Annotated in this window: 14 protein-coding genes and 1 tRNA gene; 11 read left to right on the top strand and 4 right to left on the bottom strand. The window is 71.6% G+C overall.

Features of this window, described 5'->3' with window-relative positions; translation table 11 throughout:
- Positions 1-170: 170 nt before the first annotated feature.
- The 4 genes from ACWDVW_RS24430 to ACWDVW_RS24415 all read left to right on the top strand — a co-directional run bounded on the left by ACWDVW_RS24430 (position 171) and on the right by ACWDVW_RS24415 (position 5,131).
- Positions 171-1,058 carry a hypothetical protein gene (locus ACWDVW_RS24430; protein WP_449952960.1) on the top strand — a complete coding sequence of 296 codons (888 nt, stop codon included), beginning with the start codon at positions 171-173 and terminating at the stop codon, positions 1,056-1,058.
- Positions 1,059-1,248: 190 nt separating this feature from the next.
- Positions 1,249-1,806 (top strand): hypothetical protein, encoded by a 558-nt coding sequence (locus tag ACWDVW_RS24425; RefSeq protein WP_449952958.1) that lies wholly within the window; start codon positions 1,249-1,251, stop codon positions 1,804-1,806.
- A gap of 74 nt (positions 1,807-1,880) precedes the next feature.
- Positions 1,881-2,375 (top strand): hypothetical protein, encoded by a 495-nt coding sequence (locus tag ACWDVW_RS24420; protein ID WP_350698790.1) that lies wholly within the window; start codon positions 1,881-1,883, stop codon positions 2,373-2,375.
- Positions 2,376-3,001: 626 nt separating this feature from the next.
- Entirely contained in the window at positions 3,002-5,131 is a 2,130-nt protein-coding gene (locus ACWDVW_RS24415; protein WP_449952955.1) for a hypothetical protein, read from the top strand.
- Between the two features lie 62 nt (positions 5,132-5,193).
- On the opposite strand, the gene ACWDVW_RS24410 is transcribed toward ACWDVW_RS24415, so the two are convergent.
- Positions 5,194-5,280, bottom strand: a tRNA-Ser gene (locus tag ACWDVW_RS24410).
- Between the two features lie 75 nt (positions 5,281-5,355).
- Here ACWDVW_RS24410 and deoD point away from each other — a divergent pair.
- From deoD to ACWDVW_RS24395, 3 genes are all read left to right on the top strand, one after another.
- A complete protein-coding gene (gene deoD / locus ACWDVW_RS24405) occupies positions 5,356-6,063 on the top strand; it encodes a purine-nucleoside phosphorylase (RefSeq protein WP_449952952.1) in 708 nt (235 codons plus the stop codon).
- A gap of 216 nt (positions 6,064-6,279) precedes the next feature.
- The gene (locus ACWDVW_RS24400) at positions 6,280-6,915 is read left to right on the top strand and encodes a TetR/AcrR family transcriptional regulator (RefSeq protein WP_449952949.1); all 636 of its coding nucleotides are present in this window, start codon (positions 6,280-6,282) and stop codon (positions 6,913-6,915) included.
- Positions 6,915-7,376: an acyl-CoA thioesterase gene (locus ACWDVW_RS24395; RefSeq protein WP_449952946.1), complete on the top strand. Its 462-nt coding sequence runs from the start codon at positions 6,915-6,917 to the stop codon at positions 7,374-7,376. Before ACWDVW_RS24400 ends, ACWDVW_RS24395 begins: the two co-directional genes overlap by 1 nt.
- Positions 7,377-7,503: 127 nt before the next feature.
- Here the strand turns inward: ACWDVW_RS24395 and ACWDVW_RS24390 are convergent, their stop codons facing one another.
- The 3 genes from ACWDVW_RS24390 to ACWDVW_RS24380 form a co-directional block, all read right to left on the bottom strand.
- Positions 7,504-8,076 carry a nucleoside deaminase gene (locus tag ACWDVW_RS24390; protein ID WP_449953058.1) on the bottom strand — a complete coding sequence of 191 codons (573 nt, stop codon included), beginning with the start codon at positions 8,074-8,076 and terminating at the stop codon, positions 7,504-7,506.
- A gap of 181 nt (positions 8,077-8,257) precedes the next feature.
- Entirely contained in the window at positions 8,258-8,788 is a 531-nt protein-coding gene (locus ACWDVW_RS24385; protein ID WP_449952943.1) for a tRNA adenosine deaminase-associated protein, read from the bottom strand.
- Between the two features lie 431 nt (positions 8,789-9,219).
- Complete coding sequence (locus tag ACWDVW_RS24380) at positions 9,220-9,561, bottom strand: hypothetical protein (protein WP_449952940.1); 342 nt, start codon at positions 9,559-9,561, stop codon at positions 9,220-9,222.
- A gap of 67 nt (positions 9,562-9,628) precedes the next feature.
- Between ACWDVW_RS24380 and ACWDVW_RS24375 the strand changes: the two genes are divergently transcribed.
- The 4 genes from ACWDVW_RS24375 (at position 9,629) to ACWDVW_RS24360 (ending at position 16,421) form a co-directional block, all read left to right on the top strand.
- Positions 9,629-10,387, top strand: coding sequence for a M23 family metallopeptidase (locus ACWDVW_RS24375; protein ID WP_449952937.1), 759 nt, complete (start codon positions 9,629-9,631; stop codon positions 10,385-10,387).
- Positions 10,388-10,556: 169 nt separating this feature from the next.
- Positions 10,557-13,472, top strand: coding sequence for a glycosyl hydrolase (locus tag ACWDVW_RS24370; RefSeq protein WP_449952934.1), 2,916 nt, complete (start codon positions 10,557-10,559; stop codon positions 13,470-13,472).
- A gap of 150 nt (positions 13,473-13,622) precedes the next feature.
- Complete coding sequence (locus tag ACWDVW_RS24365; RefSeq protein ID WP_449952931.1) at positions 13,623-14,687, top strand: PHP domain-containing protein; 1,065 nt, start codon at positions 13,623-13,625, stop codon at positions 14,685-14,687.
- A gap of 63 nt (positions 14,688-14,750) precedes the next feature.
- Entirely contained in the window at positions 14,751-16,421 is a 1,671-nt protein-coding gene (locus ACWDVW_RS24360) for a DUF885 domain-containing protein (RefSeq protein WP_449952928.1), read from the top strand.
- Positions 16,422-16,455: the final 34 nt, after the last annotated feature.

Below are 16,455 nucleotides of genomic sequence, written 5' to 3'. Positions count from 1 at the left end.
CCTATCCGTGACGGCACCGGCGTCGGCACGGCACCGAGCTGGTGACCACGCTGTTGGAGATGGCGGCACCGGGGCAGCGCCATCCTCGGGCCGGGGACGCGGTGCACCTGATCGCCAGCGGTCTGCGGTTGCGGTTCCGGCTGCCCGCCGGTCGTCCACTCCTGGCCGTCGTGGCGGCCCTCACCGCGTTGACCATGGGAGCCTTCGGTGCCGCCGCCGGCTCGTGGCTGGGCGCGCAGACGTTCGCCGACCTGCCCGACGTCACCGAGATGAACCGGCTCACCGCACAAGCCACCGGGACGAGCGACGATTCGCTTCAGTCGCGCGTGGCGACGCCATGGCAGACCGACACGGCCGGGAGCACCACGTTCGTCCTCCAGCCTCGACCAATGCCCTGGCGTGCCGACAGTCCCGGAACCGTCACGCTCTCCGCCAGCACCTGGAACCCCGATCAAGCCCGACAGCGGTTCGCCGCCGACGGCTGGTCGGTCTCCTCGCTGACACCGCTGAACGGGAAGCATCTCAGCGCCGAGGACGACGGAACCTTCACCGAGACCTCGGTACGCGGCGCGCGGTTCAGCGCCCAATCGAACGGCCTGATCATCCACGTTAACGGTTACACGACAGACGGAAGCCTCGTCTCGGTCCAGGCCGCACCAGCGCGTACCGCTGCGTTCCTGCCGATGATCGTGGGCGGGACGGGCCTCGGGCTGCTTGTCGGCTGGCTGGTCGCGGCTTCCGTCGCGTACCGGATGGTGGCGGCGTCGCCCGGACGGCGCTGGAGCGCCGCAGGGCTCTGGTCTGCTGCGCTGCTGGTGCTGGCTCTGCCGGCGGGCGCGCTGTATGGCAACGTCATGCGGGTCTTCCGGGACGGCGATGCCGATTCCTTTCCAGTCATGACCGTGCACAGCGCCTTCACGCCGGGTGAGTACTACCCGTTCGGTCCGCCCTGGCTGATCCTCGGGCTGGCGGTAGCCGGGCTCGCGGTCGCCTCTGCCGCGATCTTCGTTGCCCGGCCCGGCGAACAGCCACCGCAGCAGCCCGCCCTGGCCGGCTGAGGACGTACCGCAACGGGGGCAGGGGCCGCCCCGGAACGGGCGGCCTCTGGCGGTACGACCGGCCGACGACGGCAGCCGGAAGTCGCCGTTACCGCGATACTGACCGGATGGAGCCGAGCGCTGCCCGACGACGGCGAGCACGCCCGACCACCGTCGTACACATGTTCTATCCACAGGCTGTGGACGCTCGGTGAGCTACCAGCTCAGCGCGATCGTGGCGGACGCCGACCTGCTGCGCGAGGAGACCCGGGACCTGGACCATGCGGTGCTCGGCGAGTTGCGGCAGGACTTCGCCCTGCTGCCGGTGACGCCGCAGTTGGTGGCGGAGTTGACCGGCAGCCCACCCGACTATGCGGCCGACGAGCCGAGCGCGGCGGAACCGTTCGCGCTGGTGCTCTCCCCCACGCTGGTCGAGGTGCTCAACCGCTGGTCGCGGCTGGGGCCGGTGGCGTACGTCGAGGCGGAGTTCGCCGGTGGGGTCGGGTGCCAGGCCGCGGCGGTCTGGTTGGGCGGCGCCCTGTCCTGGGGGCCGCGCTTCGATGCGGCGTTCGACGGGCCGCGTCCAGAGTGGCCGATCAACGCCGCGTTGACCGAGCTTGGCGCGGAGCCGGGCCGCTGGCTCGACCCCTTCGCCGAGCTGGGACTGCACGTGGAGCGGAGCACCGAGGGCTGGCTCACGCACGGCCGGCGCGGGCTGAGCGCCGACTACTGGGACGAATTGGCCGACGAATGGGAGGCGCGGCAATAACCTCTTCGCTCCCGTCACGTTGGGGACTGGGGGATTCCATGAAATTGCGACAATTCGGCTTCATCGCCACACTGCTGCTTGCTGCTGCGATCTCGGGCAGCGGACCCATGCCACCGGACACCATCGCCGTCCGCGAGCCGGTCGCCGCGGCCAGCGTCGTCGACCTCGACGGACTGTCCGATGTCGACTTCGGCGACACGGAGGACGATCTGGCCCGGCGCGGCATACTCCGCACCGACGTCGACGCCTGCGGTCCGACGCTGGCCGGACACGACATGATCAGCCCGGTCTTCATCGACGACCGGCTGGTCCTGCTCTGGGCCGGCGACCCGGTCCGCACCCCCGAGGGGATCGCGGCCGGGTCACCGATCGCCGAGGTCAGGACCAGTTATCCCGAGGTACGCGCGCTGCACGCACCGCCGGGAACGCACCGCTTCGACGGCCTGCTCGCCCGCGACGGCGACCGCGCCTACCTGTTCCTGCACGACGGCCACACGGTCCAAAAGATCATCGCCGGGTACGCGGACTGGGCGCACCGCCTCTTCGTCGAGGGCCACGGCCCCTGCTGACGACGAGATCTTGGTACGAATCCGCCCTCCGAGGGGCGCGTCCGCACCAAGACCTCAGAGTCGGCAGATTGCTGCTGGCGACTCATTGAAGAGTCCGCTGTGGCTCTGACGTGCGGATCGTCCGCCCCGCTGCAGAAGAGTCCTCTTGCCGAGTGATCGACAGGCGTGGAAGCATCTGGCCACACGCGCAGCACGCGCATCACCACGGGGAGTAGGACGTGAAAGGCATTCTGCCTGCCCTTGATCCGAATCGAGCCGTTCTCCTACGCAGCACCATCGCCAGCCTGATCGTCGCGGTAGCCGTCCTCGTCGCAGGACCCGCCGTCGCGGATCCCTCGCCCGCCATCAGCGCATCCGTTCCCGCCGACGACACCGGCAGACCAGCCTCAGCGACAAGCCTGGCCGAAGCTGGCGGGCCAGCCTCAGCAGCGAGCCCGGTCACCTCGACCGCTCCCACGGCCGGGTCGGCTGATCGACCGGCCGCGCCGCCCACCACGCCTCGACCGGCCAGCTCGGAGGCTTCCACACCGACGAAGGCCGCCACCAGCGGCTGCGGGGGCCCGCTCGCCCTCGGCAAGGTCGCCTCGTGCGCCACCATCACCGATGAACAGCATCACCGCTTCACGGTGACCTCGCGCGTCGACTCCGACGTGTTGATCGGCCGGCTCACCGACCTGGGAGGGGCGGGCCTCCAGGCCCGAGTGGCCGACTCCGCCGGCACCCAGGTGTGCTTCCTGAGCAGCTACTCCAGCGAGTGTCAGCTCGGCCCGGCGGGGCGGTACACCGCGACCGTCTACCTCTACCACGGCTCGGGCACCGGCAGCTACCGGCTGTCCTTCGAGTCGACCAAGGCGCCCTCTGCCTGCAAGAAGCTGCCGGAGTCGTTCTTCTCCTTCGCCTCACCCGGCGTCAGCGGAACTCTCCCGGCCGGCCTGGCGGCTCGCTGCTTCACCTTCCACCAACCGACCGGCACCGTCCTGCACCTGGCCGACCCGAGTGGCTCCGCCGACGTGCAGGGCACCATCCGCGACGCGGCACACCAGCACGCGGGCTGCCACGTCCGGTACGTCACGGAGTGCACCCTCACCGGACCGGGTCCGTACCGGTTGTTCCTGGAGGAGACGTACGGCAGCGAGGCGGCGTACACCCTTCGGATGCCGCGCATCTCGCGCGCCGTCGGATGTCCCGACCTGCCGGTGGCCCGCTTCGGTGACCCGGGTACGGCGGTGGGCGGCGGAACCGTACCCGCAAACGACGGTGTCGGCTGCCACGCCGTCACCGGGTCCGGGGCGGTCACGGTCCGTTTCGACGGGTACGCCGGGCAGTATCTGTACTGGCGGATTTACGACGTCGACGGGCAACAGGTCTGCGACCAGTACACGCACGGCCGCTCCTGCGTCCTTCCGCAGGCCGACACGTACACCCTGTTCGCGCGCAACCAGAACTGGACGCCGACCACCTACCAGGTGGCCGTGACCTCGCTGAGTGGCACCGACGGTTGCGCCCCGGCGACGGGTACCGCCTGGGACCAGCCCGCGATGGTGGTGCGGCAGACCTCGCCGGTGCAGACCGACTGCCAGCCGTTCACCGGGGAGGCCGGTGACCGCGTCATCGTCTACCGCGCTCCGGATCGCTGGAACGAACTCGCCGCCTGGCTCGTCGACCACCAGGGCACCGTGCTGTGCACCGAGCCGTCCGAGGAGGACGGATGCGTGTTGCCCGCCACCGGCACGTACCGGGTCCTGTCCTACCTGTCGACCTGGGATCCGGAGGACACCGAGCTGACGTACCGGATGCAGATCCGACGGCTGGACGACGCCAGCGGCTGCCCGGCGGTCACCCCGGACAGCTACGGGAGCCCGCCCGGGGACGCGCTCAGCGCCATCCGCTGCCGAGTGTTGGACATCCCGGCCGCCGGCATCTACAACATCCGCGCGGTCGACACGGAGAACACCCGACAGTACGCCACGGTCTACGACACCGCCGGGCTGCGGCTCTGCTCGGAACGGTGCGAGTTTCCCACTGCCGGGAGATACACCCTGGTTCTCCACGGCCCGGAGGTCGGCCGGGTGGTCGAACACCCGTACCGCGTGAGTCTCCTGCCGATCACACCGACGAACTGCGCGCCGGTCTCCGACACCGGGCACGCCAGCCCGTTCCGGAGCAGCTTCGACGCGCCGGGCCAGGTCGACTGCGTCCAGTTGCCGAGCCCGGCCGGAGCCAGGATCGTCCGCTGGGCACCGGGGGACGCAACCGGCGCAGCCCGACCGTCGATCACCGTCGTCGACGCCACCGGCGCGTACGTCTGCGACTACAACTCGCTGTACCAGTACAGCTGCGAGCTGACCGGCACTGCCCCCTTCCACGCCCTGCTGGTCAGCCCGGACGGCGCGCCCACCGGCGCGTACGCGGTGGCGTTCAGTCGTGTGGACGGGCCGCCGGCCTGTCCGGAGCTGCCCAGCGGCGAGACCGGCGTCACGGTCGACACCAGCACGGACCGATTCGTCGCCTGCTTCACGGTGCCGGCGGACCAACACGCCGCTCGCGAGAGCTTCACCTGGCGGCGAACCTCCGGCAGCGGTGACGCGAGCCTGTCGATATTCAGCGACACCGGCTTGCGGTACTGCGGCCCGAGCCCGCAGTCCGTCGAGCGGACCATCACCTGCACTCTGCCGCAAGGCTCCCTGACGGTGTTCCTGGAGGCCGACGGCGTCGACGCCACCTATCAGCTCACCCGCCGAGACCCGAACGCCTGACGAAGACGAGAACGCCCGGCCGATCCGCAGGGATCGTGCCGGGCGTTCTCGCTGTTCACGAGCGGTGGCGGCGGGATTTGAACCCGCGGAGGGCGTAAACCCTCACACGCTTTCGAGGCGTGCTCCTTAGGCCACTCGGACACGCCACCGCCGACGAGGGTACAGGACTGTCGGTTCCGACGCCGAACCGGTCCCGGGCAGGCGGGCCTGGCAGGATCTCTGCCATGAGTACGCACATCGGCGCGAAGCCGGGCGAGATCGCCGAGCGGGTCCTGATGCCGGGTGACCCCCTGCGGGCCAAGTGGATCGCGGAGACCTACCTCGAGGGCGCGACCTGCTACTCGACGGTTCGGGGGATGTTGGGCTTCACCGGGCGCTGGAACGGTGTCGAGGTTTCCGTGCAGGGCTCGGGGATGGGCATGCCGTCGGCCTCGATCTATGCGCACGAGCTGGTCAACGAGTACGGCGTGAAGTCGCTGATCCGGGTCGGCTCCTGCGGTGCCCTCACCGAGGACCTGAAGCTGCGTGACGTGATCGCGGCGATCGGGTCGTCGACCGACTCGAACATGAACCGGATGCGGTTCGACGGGTTGATCGACTACGCCCCGGTGGCCGACTTCGGGCTGCTGCGTACCTCGGTGGAGGTGGCCGAGCGGCGCGGCGTGGCGATGCGGGTGGGGCCGATCCTGGCAGCGGACGCCTTCTACACCGACCGGCCGGACCTCTACGACAGCCTGGCGCAGTACGGCGTCCTGGCGGTGGAGATGGAGTCGGCTGCGCTGTACACGATCGCCGCACGGTACAAGGCGCGGGCGTTGACGCTGTTGACGGTCAGCGACCACATCAAGACCGGCGAGAAGACCACCTCGCAGGAGCGTGAGCAGACGTTCAGCCAGATGGTCGAGATCGCGCTGGACACGATCATCGCCTGAACACCGCGCCGCCACACCCAGCGCCGCCGCATCCAACGCCGCCGCACCCGGCAACGCTGCCGTCAGCACCACCGCCGACAGCGCCGCCACTGCGGCAGCCGCATCGACCGTCCCGTCACCGCCTCGCGGTGGCGGGACGCGGCACGTCAGGGCTGGTGACGATGGTCACCACGTAAATAAATACGACCGGTCGGTCTTCTTTAGTAGGGTCGCCGTATGACCGTCGACGGCCGGCTCGCCCGTGGTGAGCGCACCCGCACCGCAGTGCTGGACGCCGCCGTCAGCCTGGCCTCCGCCAACGGGCTCGACGGCCTCTCCCTCGGGCACCTCGCCGACTCCCTCGGCGTGAGCAAGTCCGGCCTCTTCGCGCACTGGCGGTCCAAGGAGGCCCTGCAACTCGCCACCATCGACCGGGCGGTCACGCAGTGGCAGGAACGGATCGTCGCGCCGGCCCTGCGCGCACCCCGGGGCGTACGTCGTATCCGGGCGCTGCACGAGGCGCGGATCGACTTCTACACCGCGCGGGTGCTGCCCGGCGGCTGCTTCTTCGCCACCACCGAGTTCGAGTTCAACGCCCGGCCCGGAGCGGTCCGGGATCGCCTCGCCGAGGTCTTCGCCGCCTGGACGGAGTTTCTGGAGCGGCTCGTGCGGGAGGCCGTCGAGCTGGGCGAACTCCCCGCCGACCTGGACGTCGCGTTGCTGGCGTACGAGATCGACGCGTACGGGATCGCGGCGGCGATGCGCTCGCGGCTGCTCGACCCGGACACCACCTATCGACACGCCCGTCGGGGCGTACTGGCCCGTCTGCGGGCGCTGTGCCCCGATCCCACCCTGCTACCGGAAGGCCCCTGATGACACACGCCCTCGCCGACCAGTCCGCCGTCACGTACGGCCACGTCGGGCAGCCCATGGTGCACTTCGACGACCTCGACGCGCTCGGTCTGCTGCACAACGCCCGGTACGCGTTGCTGCTGGAGCGGGCGATCACCGCGTACTGGTCGGATCGGGGGGTGGCCTACCGCGCCGGCCAGGCCACCACGCCGGACGTGTTCCACGCGGTCCGCGAGTTCAGCATCACCTACCGCGCGCCGGTCACCGGCACCGGCCCGATCGCCGTGCACTTCTGGCTGGAGCACTTCGGCACCAGCAGCGCCGTGTACGCCTTCCGGTTCCACTCCCTGGACGACGACACCACGTACGCCCAGGGGCGGCGGGTCATCGTCCGGTTGGACCCGGCGACCATGCGCCCGACACCGTGGACGGAGGCGGCCCGGGCGGTGGCTGACACGCTGCTCCGCCCGACCCCGGCCTGACGCCTCGGACGACACCGCCCGACGGCGATCAGCGGCGACACGCAGCGCACGACGGACCGCGACACGCGGCAGCGCACACCCCGGCCGCGACACGCAGCGCACCACCGGACCGCGATACGCGGTGGCGTCAGCGGAAGAAGGCGCGCAGGACGGCGGCGTTCTCCGCCTCCAGCACGCCGCCGTAGACCTCGGGGCGGTGGTTGAGCCGGCGGTCGCGCAGCACGTCCCAGAGCGAGCCGGCGGCCCCGGTCTTCGGCTCCCACGCGCCGAAGACCACGGTCGAGACCCGGGCCAGCACCAACGCGCCCGCGCACATGGTGCAGGGCTCCAGGGTCACCACCAGCGTGCAGCCGTCCAGCCGCCACCGGCCCAGCCGCTGGGCGGCCCGGCGCAGCGCCAGCACCTCGGCGTGCGCGGTCGGGTCACCGGTCAGCTCCCGCTCGTTGCGGCCGATCGCCAGCTCGGCGCCGTCGGGCCCGTAGAGCACCGCGCCCACCGGCACGTCGTCGACCGGTGCCGCCGCATCGGCCTCGACCGGTGCCGCCGCATCGGCCTCGACCGGTGCCGCCGCATCGGCCTCGACCGGTGCCGCCGCATCGGCCTCGACCGGTACGGCCGCATCGGCGTCGGCCGGAGAGGGTGCGACGCCGGCAGCCGGAACGGCGGAAGCGGTCACCGCGACCTCCAGCGCCCGACGCATCCAGAGTTCGTGCCGCTGTCGCCGGCCGGTGCCGGTCAGGTCGGCGAGCGCCTCGTGCGCTCCCGGCCCCACCCGGCCGACCGCGCCGGGAGTGGGTTGGCCGGGCCGGACCGTCTCCAGTGCCGGGTCGGTCGCGTCGACCGGTCCACCGCCGCCGAACCCCGGCGCACCCTCGACGGGCTCAGACCTCACGCAACTCCTCGACGTCGTCCACGCAGCCGAGCACCTGGCACACCTCGGCGGTGACGTCGGCCGGCATCATGCCCTCGTGGGCGCAGAGCGCGAGCAGCCGCTGCGCGGGGATGCCCAGGTCGGTGAGGAGGTCCGCCTCGCCGACCGGGTCCGCCTCCGGGTCCACGGCGGGTTGCTCGTCGTCGTCGCCACCGCTGGTCGCCGCCGGGCGTACCTCCTCGGTGTCGTCCAGCCCGGTGACCGACGTCTTGAGGTCGCCGACCAGCAGGCCGCCCAGCCGGGACTCCTCGGCGTACGCCGAGTCGGAACCGAAGACCCGCAGGTCCTCGCCCTCGTCCAGGCGGAGGATGACCAGGTAGGTGTCGTCCGCCTCGACGAACAACAGCGACAGGTCCGCGTCGGGGGCGAGGTCACGGAGACGCTCGGCCACCTCGTCGACGTCGGCGGCCCCCCGCAGACTCAGCTCGGCGGCCGTCCAGCCGCCCTTCTCGCGCACGACGGCCGCAGCGAAGTACGACACGGTTCCCCCAAGTAGCCTCGGCACAGCACACGCCGACCCGTTACGCGTGCACGTTAGCCGGTCGGGTCGGCAGGCGACCGGTCAACGCCCCGAAGGGCCGGTCATTCCTGGGGAAAGCGACGGACGCCGGGTCAGCCGGTCAGGCGACGGCGGGTGGCGATCAGCTGGCGGAGCCGCTCGGTGCGTGCCCGCTGTGGCCGCTCGCGTTCGCGCACCGAGCGGGCGTCCGCCAACTGCGCCAGGAGCTGCATGCGGCGACGGCTGCGATCCGGATCGAGCCGCGGAGTGGTCCAGGCCATACCGGGAGCGTGCCGAGTCACGGCGGCCGAGTCAAGACGGGTTTCGGTGCCTGCACAACAACGCAGCGCAGTCACCGCCGGTGGCGGCCGTCGCCGCTGCTCGACACCGGCGCGCCGGGTCCGGCGTCCGCGCTACCAGAGCGGCCAGTCGCCGCTGGCCACCCAGCGGGTGACCACCGCGACGGTGGCGATGCTCCAGCCTCCGGCGGTGACGATCGCGATGCCGGCGGCAGTTCCCCGGTCGCCGAAGCGGACCAGCACCAGGGCGGCGAGCCAGGCCACGCCACCGGCGAGCAGGGTCCACCAGGCGTACCCGGCGAGGCTGCGTCCGAGCAGGGCGAACAGGCCCAGCCAGGCGAGCGCGCCGACCGCTCCCGACACGACACCGGCGCCGCTGACCGGGTGCGGCTCGCGATAGGTGGGGCGCGGCGGACGCCCGGACGGGAAGAGGCCCGAGGGGCTGTACGGCATCATCCCTGCCACTCCTCCCACGCGTGGACGTCGTCCACCCACCGTAGGCGATACCTGTCAGGATGGCCGGATGGTCTCGCTGACGATCGGGCGCCGTCGCGCGTACGCCGCGCTGCTGCTCGTGCCGATGCTCGCCGCCACCGGCTGCGGGACGCCCCCTCCCCCGCGCGTGGTGCCGCCGACCGGCTCGCCCGCGCCGCCGATCACCGGCGAGGCGGCACCGCCGCCGGATGCGCCGGCACCGACCGGCGCGACGCCGGACACCGCGGACCAGCCGGCGGTGACCGCGAGTCCGACCCGCGCCGGGCTCCGGCACGTCTTCCCGGTACGCGCGACGAAGGTCGCCTACCACCCGACCCACTCGGCGTACCCGGGCACCGACATCTTCGCCGACTGCGGCGAACCCGTCGTGGCGGTCACCGACGGCACGATCGGCGAGGTCAGCCGCCGGGACCGGTACGACAAGCAGGGGCCGCAGGGGCCGTACAACGGTGGCCTGTCGGTGTCGGTGCTCGGTGACGACGGTGTGCGTTACTACGGCTCGCACCTGACCGAGGTCGCCGACGACATCGCGCCGGGCGTACGGGTACGCGCCGGGCAGCAGCTCGGCACCGTGGGCCGGACCGGGAACGCCAACAACGTCTGCCACCTGCACTTCGGCATCTCCCCGCCGTGCCTGGGCGAGGACGGCTGGTGGATCCGCCGGGGCGTGATCTGGCCGGCGCCGTACCTCGACTCGTGGCGCGAGGGCGGCAGCCGCGAGCCGGCGGCGAAGGTGGCGGCGTGGCACCGCAAGAACGGCTGCCCGGAGCGACCGCCGGCGCGCTGAGCCGGAGACGTCCGGTCCGGCGTCATCCGCATTTCATAAGTCCGACACATTGACGCAGGTCGTGCTGGTGAACTACCGTCGCGTAACACCGGAGAGAGCGCTCTCTCACGGAACCAACCCCCCAAACGACGACGAAACGCGCCGTCGACCGGCGCGCCATGGAGGAAAGATGCGACCTCCCGTCCCACGCCGTACCCGTCATCGGCTGCTGGCCGCCACCGCCGCCGCAGCCCTCGTCCTCGGCGGGCTGGCCGTCACCGCCACCTCCCCCGCGCAGGCGGCGCCCGTCGGCGCCGGCAGCTACACCACCACCCCCGTCGGCCCGCTGCCCAGCGGCTGCGGCGACATGACCACCAACCCTCGGCAGTTCGCCACCGCCGACGCGCCGCCGGGACCGATCCCCACCAACGACTGGTGGTCCTCGCTGCTGTGGAAGCGGCTCAACTGTTCGTTCAGCGAGCCGCTGCACGCCCACCCGGCGTCCTACCGGCCGGTCACCGACGGGCTCGGCTTCTCCGCCGAGTCGGTGGCCGCCATCAGCGGCACCGCGACCGGCGTCGGCGAGTACAAGTACCCCTACGTCGAGGACATCCGGGTCGGCGTGGCCGGCCTCGCCGCACCGCTCGTCCGGGTCGCCGACTGGACGGACTGGACGGTCACCCCGTACTGGAGCGACGGCACCCGCACCCTGCGCGCCACCATCGGGCACGGCCTGCCGTTCGCGTACTTCCGCACCACCGGCGGCGACGCGGTGATCAACGCGAACGGCGGCGGCTTCACGGTCTTCTCCAACAGCGCCGGCCGGATCAGCTTCAGCGTCCGGGGCCACGACTACGTCGCGTACGCGCCGTCCGGCGCCACCTGGACCGTGAGCGGTACCCGGATCAGCTCCAACCTCGCCGGACGCGGCTATTTCTCGGTCGCCCTGCTCCCGGCCACCACCGACGCCACGGCCCGCGCCCAACTCGCCACCACCTACGGCCAGTACGCGCACGCCCACGTCACCGGCACCCGGGTCGGTTACACGTACAACCAGTCGACCAGCCGGGTGGAGACCCGCTACACCTTCACCACCACCCCGCGCGAGGGCACCGAGACGCGGACCGTGGTCAGCCTCTACCCGCACCAGTGGAAGTCGCTGACCGGCGCCACCCCGATCGCACCGACCTACCCGTCGGCGCGCGGCCGGATGAAGGTGCTCACCGGTGTCGGCGAGTTCCGCACCTCGATGCGCTTCCACGGCGTACTGCCCGAGCTGCCGGCGGTCGCCACCGGCGCCGGTGCCGACCTGACCACGCTGCGGCAGCACCTCGCGGCGGTCCGGAGCAACCCGATGGACCAGCGCGGCGGCGACACCTACTGGACCGGCAAGGGCCTCGGCCGCGCCTCCCGGATCGCCGAGATCGCCGACCTGGTCGGCGACACCGAGACCCGGACGTCGGCGCTGAACGCCATCCGGTCCACGCTCAACGACTGGCTCACCGCCTCACCCGGCGAGACCGAGCGCCTCTTCTACTACGACCAGCGGTGGGGCACCCTGATCGGTTACCCCGCCTCGTACGGCTCCGACCAGGAGCTCAACGACCACCACTTCCACTACGGCTACTACATCGCCGCCGCCGCGACGCTGGCCAAGTTCGACCCGTCCTGGGCCCGGCAGGACCAGTACGGCGGCATGATCGACCTGCTGATCCGGGACGCCAACAACTACGACCGGAACGACACCCGCTTCCCGTACCTGCGTGACTTCGACATCTACGCCGGGCACGACTGGGCCTCCGGGCACGGCTCGTTCGCCAGCGGCAACAACCAGGAGTCGTCGTCCGAGGGAATGAACTTCGCCAACGCCCTGATCCAGTGGGGGCAGGCCACCGGCAACACCGCGGTCCGGGACGCCGGCATCTTCATCTACACCACGCAGGCGGCGGCGATCCACGAGTACTGGTTCGACGTCAACGACGAGAACTTCCCGGCCGGGTTCGGGCACTCGAACGTGGGCATGGTCTGGGGCGACGGCGGAGCGTACGCCACCTGGTTCAGCGCCGAGCCGGAGATGATCCAGGGCATCAACCTGCTGCCGATCACCGGCGGCCACCTGTACCTGGGCTACCACCCGAACTACAACTCCATCAAGTACCAGGAACTGGTCCGCAACAACGGCGGCGAACCCACCGTGTGGCAGGACATCCACTGGCAGTTCCTCGCCCTCGGCGACGCCGACTCGGCGCTGGCGAAACTGCGCGCCAACCCCGGTTACACACCGGAGGAGGGCGAGAGCCGGGCACACACCTTCCACTGGATCCGCAACCTCGCCGGGCTGGGCCGGGTCGACACCGGGATCACCGCCGACCACCCGCTGGCCGCCGTCTTCAACCGCAACGGCGCCCGCACCTACGTGGCCAGCAACATCTCCGCCACCCCGCTGACCGTACGGTTCTCCGACGGTACGCAGCTCACGGTGGCCGCCGGACGTACCGCCACCAGTGGCGCGCACACCTGGACCGGCGGCAGCGGCGGCGGAGGCGTGACGCCGACCCCGACGCCCACCCCGACGCCGACCCCCACCCCCACGCCCACCCCGACGCCTACGCCGACCCCGACGAACCCGCCGGGCTCGGGTCAGCCGACCCGCTACCTGCTCGCCGGTGGCGGACTGGCGGCGGCCGGCACCGCCGGGACCACGACCGTGGCCAGTGCCGGCGGCACCAACCGGGACGGCACGCCGACCAACCCGGCGGTGTTCACCGCGACCGGGCTCACCCTCAACCACACCGGCGGACAGACCGCGTTCGACCTCTTCCTCGACGCCGGCAACGCGGTCGGCAACGGGGTGCAGGTACGCGTCTCGTACGACCTGACCGGCAACGGAAGCTGGGAACGGGTGGAGACGTACCGCTACTTCGCCACCGACCCGGTGCCCGGCTGGGAGACCTACACCCAGGCGGCCGGACTGCACTCCAGCACCGGCAGCCTCGGCAACCTGCGCGGCGGCACGGTCCGGGTGGAGGTCTGGTCCGCGATCGGCAACAACCCCAGCACGCTGGGCGTCGGTAACCGCTCGGTGGTACGCCTGCCGTACTCCTGATCCACTGACACCCGCACTCCGCGCCGCCGGTCACACCCCGACCGGCGGCGCGGACGCGTAGTTTCACCACATGAGCGAGCGCCAGCGAGCGAATCATCGGCTCAGCGCACAGGTGCCTCATGGCGGCACGCAGCGCAGCGGAGTGCCGACATGAGCGCCCGTGACGCTGTTGCCGACCTGCGCCGGATCGCGTTCCTGCTGGAGCGTGCCAACGAGGCCACCTACCGGGTCCGGGCCTTCCGGTCGGCGGCGACCGCACTGGCCGCGCTGCCCCCCGCCGAGCTGGCCGAGCGGGCCCGCAGTGGCACGCTCACCGAGCTGGCCGGGGTCGGCGACGTCACCGCCCGGTGCGTCACCGAGTCACTGGCCGGTGAGGAACCGGTCTACCTGCGTCGGCTGGTCGCCACCGAGGGCACCGACCTGGACGCCGAGGCCGCCGCGTTGCGCAGCGCGCTGCGCGGTGACTGCCACACCCACTCGGACTGGTCCGACGGCGGGTCGCCGATCGAGGAGATGGCGCTGGCGGCGGTCGAGCTGGGTCACGAGTACCTGGTGTTGACCGACCATTCGCCCCGGTTGAAGGTGGCCCGGGGACTGACCGCGGATCGGCTGCGCCGCCAGCTCGACCACGTGGCGCAGCTCAACGAGGCGCTGCCGGAGGGCTTCCGGATCCTCACCGGCATCGAGGTCGACATCCTCGCCGACGGCTCGCTCGACCAGGAGGAGGAGTTGCTGGCCCGGCTGGACGTGGTGGTCGGCTCGGTGCACAGCGGCCTCAACGACGACCGGGCGAAGATGACCCGACGGATGGTGGCCGCCGTGGCCAACCCGCACCTGGACATCCTCGGCCACTGCACCGGGCGCATGGTGTCGTCGCGTCCCGCGGGGGTGACCGGACCCGGTGACCGGGGGCATCGGGCCCGTACCCGGGCGGAGAGCGACTTCGACGCCGATGCCGTCTTCGCCGCCTGCGTGGAGCACCGCACCGCAGTGGAGATCAACTCTCGGCCGGAGCGGCAGGATCCACCGAAGCGGTTGATCCGGCGGGCCCTGGAGGCCGGCTGCCTGTTCGCGATCAACACCGACGCGCACGCGCCGGGGCAGCTCGACTGGCAGCGTTTCGGCTGCGAGCGGGCGGCCCGCTGCGGCGTACCCGTCGATCGGGTGGTCAACGGTTGGTCGGCGGACGACCTGATCGCCTGGACCCACGGCTGAGCCAATCGGACACGGCGAGCAGGGCCGACATCACAGACGTACGGGTCACGTAGGGTTCGCTGCGTGGGACGAATCGATGACCTCGCAAACCGGTACGTCGCCGACTGGGCGGAGCTGAGTCCGGCCGGCGCGACCATGGTCGGCATCTCCGGGCACGACGACCAGCTCGACGACCTGTCACCCGACGGGTACGCCGCCCGCGCCGACCTGAGCCGGCGCACCCTTGCCGAACTCGACGCCGTCGAGCCGCAGTCGGAGGCCGAACGCACCGCCCAGGAGGCGATGCAGGAGCGGCTCGGGCTGGACCTCGCGCGCTACGACAGCGGCGAGACGAGCAGCGAGGTCAGCGTCATCACCTCCGGGCTGCACGAGATCCGGATGGTCTTCGACCTGATGCCGCAGGAGGGCGAGCAGGCGCAGGCCGACATCGCCGCCCGGCTGAACCTCTTCGCCGGTGCGTTGGAGTCCTACAAGACCACGCTGCGCGAGGCGGCCGCCGCCGGACACGTCAGCTCGCGGGTGCAGTTGCTCGAGGTGGCCAAGCAGTGCGACACCTGGGTGGACCCGGACGGCGACAACGTCTTCCACGGGCTCGTCGAACGGCTGGGTGCCGATGGTGCCCTCGACGCGGAGTTGCGCCGGGGTGCGGCGGCGGCCACCGCCGCGACCGCCGAGTTCGGGCACTTCCTCCGCGCCGAGCTGGCCCCGCACGGCCGGGAGAAGCAGGCCGCCGGGCGGGACCGCTACGAGCTGGCCTCGCAGTACTTCCTCGGCGCCCGGGTCGACCTGGACGAGACGTACGCCTGGGGGTTCGCGGAACTGGCCCGCCTGGAGGCCGAGATGCGGACGGTGGCGGCGCAGATCGCCGGACCGGGTGCCACGATCGACGAGGCGGTGGCCAAGCTGGACGCCGACCCGGCCCGCACGATCCGGGGCAAGGAGGCGTTCCGCGACTGGATGCAGGGGCTGGCCGAGCAGGCGATCAGCGACCTGAACGGCACCCACTTCGACATCCCTGAGCAGGTCCGGCGCATCGAGTGCATGATCGCGCCGACCAGTGACGGCGCGATCTACTACACCGGTCCGAGCGAGGACTTCAGCCGACCGGGCCGGATGTGGTGGGCGGTGCCGCAGGACCTGACCGAGTTCTCCACCTGGCGGGAGGTGACCACGGTCTACCACGAGGGGGTGCCCGGCCATCACCTCCAGGTGGGGCAGACCGCCGTCCGCGCGGAGCTGCTCAACCGCTGGCAGCGGCTGCTCTGCTGGGTCTCCGGCCACGGCGAGGGCTGGGCCCTGTACGCCGAGAACCTGATGGACGAGCTGGGCTACCTGGCGGACCCGGGCGACAAGCTCGGCATGTTGGACGGCCAGGCGTTCCGGGCCGCCCGGGTGATCGTCGACATCGGCATGCACCTCGAACTGGAGATCCCTGCGGACAACCCGTTCGACTTCCACCCCGGCGAGCGCTGGACGCCGCAACTGGGGTGGGAGTTCCTGCGGGCGCACTGCCGGGTGCCGGACGAGATGCTGCGCTTCGAACTCAACCGCTACCTGGGCTGGCCGGGGCAGGCGCCCTCGTACAAGGTGGGCGAACGGATCTGGCTCCAGGCCCGGGAGGACGCCAAGGTCCGCAAGGGCGCCGACTTCGACCTGCGGGAGTTCCACCGCCAGGCGCTCGACCTGGGCGCTCTCGGGCTCGACCCGCTGCGCCGGGCGCTGGACCGACTCTGAGCAGCGAACACGGGACGAGGGTCGCCCCTCGTCC

Source organism: Micromonospora sp. NPDC003241 (genome assembly GCF_053589795.1).
This window is presented reverse-complemented; position numbering and strand designations above follow the sequence as displayed.